We start from the raw sequence: 4,029 nt of genomic DNA on the forward strand, positions 1-4,029 counted from the left end.
GGAACAAGCCTTTCACGTTCAGGCTCTGCAACGACTCGTTGCGGGTAATGCGCAGCGGTGAGGAGGTACGGGTCTCGATGCCGGTCAACACCGCGTCGTGCAGCGAGTAACCACGAATCTGCTTCTCGAACGCTGGCAAGGCTTCGCGAATCGCTTCGATGGCGAACGCCGGCAACGCCAGCGCCAGATCACCCAGGGCAACGCCCGGCTTGTAGGACGGCTCGACGCTGCCCAGTTCGGTGGACGGTTTGCCCGCGATAAAATCGCCGACCAGTTGCGCTGGGGCTTCGTAGTTGCTGCCGCCCAGCACAAAGGCGTGGGATTCCAGGCGTTCCTGYAGCTCGATACCGGCCAGCGGGCCGCCCGGATAATCGACTTCCGGGGTAATGCCGACGACGATCCCGGAGTTGGCATTGCGCTCGTTACGCGAGTACTGGCTCATGCCATTGGTGACCACACGGTTCGGCTCGGACGTCGCCGCCACCACCGTACCGCCCGGGCACATGCAGAAGCTGTAGACCGAACGACCGTTCTTGGCGTGGTGCACCAGCTTGTAGTCGGCGGCACCCAGTTTCGGGTGGCCGGCGTATTTGCCCAGGCGCGCACGGTCGATCAGCGACTGCGGGTGCTCGATGCGGAAACCCACCGAGAACGGCTTGGCTTCCATGAACACACCACGGCCGTGAAGCATGCGGAAGGTGTCGCGGGCGCTGTGGCCAAGGGCCAGAATCACGTGTTTCGAGTGGATCTGCTCGCCGCCGTTGAGTTCGACGCCGACCAGTTGCCCGTCCTCGATCAACACGTCGGTGACCCGCTGCTGGAAGCGCACTTCGCCACCCAGGGCGCGAATCTGCTCACGCATGTTTTCCACCACGCCAGTCAGACGGAACGTACCGATGTGCGGCTTGCTGACGTAGAGGATTTCTTCCGGGGCACCAGCCTTGACGAACTCGTGCAGGACCTTGCGACCGAGGAACTTCGGGTCCTTGATCTGGCTGTAGAGCTTGCCGTCGGAGAATGTCCCCGCGCCGCCTTCGCCGAACTGCACATTGGATTCCGGGTTGAGCACGCTTTTGCGCCACAGGCCCCAGGTGTCCTTGGTGCGCTGGCGTACTTCGGTGCCGCGCTCGAGGATGATCGGCTTGAAGCCCATTTGCGCCAGCAGCAGCCCGGCGAAAATCCCGCACGGACCGAAGCCGACGACGATCGGCCGCGCGCTCAGGTCGGCCGGTGCCTGGCCTACCGCTTTGTAGCTGACATCCGGCGCCACGCTGACGTTACGGTCATCGGCGAACTTGTGCAGCACCGTCGCCTCGTCGCGAACTTCAAGGTCGATGGTGTAGATGAAGCACAGCTCGGAGGACTTTTTACGCGCATCGTAGCTGCGCTTGAACAAGGTGAAATCGAGCAGGTCATCACTGGCAAGCCCTAAGCGCTGCACGATGGCAGGGCGCAGGTCTTCTTCGGGATGGTCGATCGGCAACTTGAGTTCGGTGATTCGTAACATGGCGGGATCCGGTTCGCGGGGCGCACAACTGCGCCAGGGCGTTTGAAGCCCGCGATTATAAGCCTCAAAGGCGAAGGCCCGTGAGGCTTAAACGATCAGTCGTCGCGCGATCCGCCGAAATACCCGCAGCCGCGCTGTACCTGGCCGTCGATGCGCAGCTCGGCGCTCATGTGCTGGATGCTGCCGGTGCTGCTGTCGACGCAACGTTGCGGTGCAACCCACAGTTCGATGTGCTGGTTGTTGGCTTCGGTGCTGAGGTTGAATCGGCCATCGCCCAGTTGCTCCTCGACGTAAGGCACGGCCAACGGCGRCTGACCGGCCCGGTCGATGACCATGCCTTTGCCGCTGACTTTCACGTTCCACTCCGGCGTATGGCCGGCGGCGCGCAGGATCAGCTGCTTGAAATTCGGATCCTCGCATGCGGTGCCCGAGCGCTCGACGCGGTACAGCTGCTCCAGATCGAGCTGGCCGTCACCACCGCTGCCGGCGACAACCCGCCCACGCACGTCGGCAAATAGCTTGCCCTGTTTGTCCGCCAGGTTTGCGGCCTGCTGCAGGACGCTGGTAGCCCCCGTGTCGTTGACCACATACCGGTTTGCCTGGTTGCACGGCTGGAACAGCAGCTTGCCGTCCGCCGCGGTCAGCTGGCCTTGCATGCGTGTCTGGCCGACATGGGAGGCGCTCTGCCGTTCACCCTCGAACAACTGGCAAGCGGCGAACAGCGGAAGCAGGGCAACGAGGACTAAGGAACGGGCAACACGCATCTTGGGGTCTCCTGACAAGTGCCGCCACGTTACTCAGGCTGACCGTTCATCACAACCCGTTATTGCCTCCACTTTGTACAGGCACTGGTACAACTCGGGTTGTTCGGTCTTCAGATATGAAAGGTCTGACCGGTTTGCAACCCTTCCACACTTTTGGCGTAGGCTAAGGCCACATCCGCCGCAGGAACTGGCTTGAATCCACGGAAGTACGGCGCGTATTTGCCCATGGCTTCGACGAGGACATTCGGGCTGATCGAATTCACCCGCAGGCCGCGCGGCAGTTCGATGGCGGCGGCGCGAACGAAGCTGTCCAGCGCACCGTTGACCAGCGAGGCCGAAACACCGCTACGGATCGGATCGTGGCTCAGTACGCCAGTGGTGAAGGTGAACGATGCGCTGTCATTGGCGAACTCACGGCCGATCAGCAGCAAATTGACCTGGCCCATGAGCTTGTCTTTCAAGCCCAGGGCAAAGCTTTCTTCGGTCATCTCGTTGAGCGGTGCGAAGGTCACGTTGCCGGCGGCACACACCAGTGCATCGAATTTTCCGGTCTGCTCGAACAGTTTGCGAATCGAGGCGCTGTCACTGATGTCCACCTGATAGTCGCCGCTGGTGCGGCCGATGCGGATGATTTCGTGGCGTTGCGACAGTTCTTTGTCGATAGCCGAACCGATGGTGCCGCCTGCGCCGATCAAAAGAATTTTCATGGGGGCTGATCCTCGTGTGGGTTGAACGAGGTTTCAGTTTAGGGTGGTTTTTTCTGCAGATAAGCGCACTAATAGGCAACCTTTGGTTTTCAAATGGAAACAATCCATGAGCGAGATGGATGACCTGGCGGCGTTCGCGGTGTTGATCGAAGCGGGGAGTTTTACTTTGGCGGCGCAACAGCTCGGTTGCAGCAAAGGCCAGTTGTCCAAGCGCATCAGCCAGTTGGAGGCGCAGTTTTCTGTGGTGTTGTTGCAGCGTACCACTCGCCGTTTGAGCCTGACGGCAGCCGGCGCTGCGTTGTTACCACAGGCGCAGGCGCTGGTGGTGCAAGTCGAGCGGGCGCGTCAGGCCCTGGCGCGGCTGAAGGACGACATGGCCGGCCCGGTGCGGATGACGGTGCCGGTATCACTCGGGGAAACCTTCTTCGATGGCTTATTGCTGGAGTTCTCCGCCAAGTATCCCCAAGTGCAGATCGAACTGGAGCTCAACAACAGCTACCGCGATCTGTCCCGCGACGGCTTCGATCTGGCGATTCGTTCTGACGTGGCGATTGACCAGCGACTGGTGGCGCGTCCGTTGCTGGCGTGGCAAGAACTGACCTGTGCCAGCCCGGCCTATCTGGAGCAATACGGTGAACCGCAAACGCCCCAGGCGCTGGCCGAACATCGCTGCCTGCTCAACAGCCATTACAGCGGCCGCGAAGAATGGCTGTATCACCAGCAGCACGAGTTATTGCGGGTGCGGGTGTCGGGTCCGTTCGCCAGCAACCACTACAACCTCTTGAAGAAAGCCGCGCTGGTCGGTGCCGGTATTGCACGCCTGCCGTCCTACTGTTTGCCAACGGAGCTGGCGGAGGGGCGTTTGCGATGGCTGCTGCGCGATTATCAGACCCGCAGCATGCCGATGTATCTGGTGCATCCGTATCAGGGCGGATTGCCCAAGCGCACGCAGGTGCTGGCGGATTATCTGATCGGGTGGTTCAAGCGCAGTGGGGAGGTGCTGGATCGGCTCTAAACCATCACACAGACCATTGTGGGAGCGAGCTTGCTC

At 61.2% G+C, this 4,029-nt stretch carries 4 protein-coding genes; 1 reads left to right on the forward strand and 3 read right to left on the reverse strand.

From position 1 onward, the window contains the following. From ACXRVY_RS19170 to ACXRVY_RS19180, 3 genes are all read right to left on the reverse strand, one after another. On the reverse strand, positions 1–1,507 hold a 1,507-nt coding region (locus ACXRVY_RS19170), incomplete at its 3' end, for an NAD(P)/FAD-dependent oxidoreductase (protein WP_458237994.1). Between the two features lie 95 nt (positions 1,508–1,602). Beyond that, positions 1,603–2,271, reverse strand: coding sequence for a COG3650 family protein (locus ACXRVY_RS19175; protein ID WP_458237995.1), 669 nt, complete (start codon positions 2,269–2,271; stop codon positions 1,603–1,605). 110 nt (positions 2,272–2,381) lie between these two features. After that, complete coding sequence (locus tag ACXRVY_RS19180; protein WP_223463198.1) at positions 2,382–2,978, reverse strand: short chain dehydrogenase; 597 nt, start codon at positions 2,976–2,978, stop codon at positions 2,382–2,384. Between the two features lie 106 nt (positions 2,979–3,084). Between ACXRVY_RS19180 and ACXRVY_RS19185 the strand changes: the two genes are divergently transcribed. After that, positions 3,085–3,993, forward strand: coding sequence for a LysR family transcriptional regulator (locus ACXRVY_RS19185; RefSeq protein ID WP_223463199.1), 909 nt, complete (start codon positions 3,085–3,087; stop codon positions 3,991–3,993). Positions 3,994–4,029: the final 36 nt, after the last annotated feature.

The sequence above is a fragment of the Pseudomonas sp. P5_A2_2 genome (assembly GCF_054177685.1).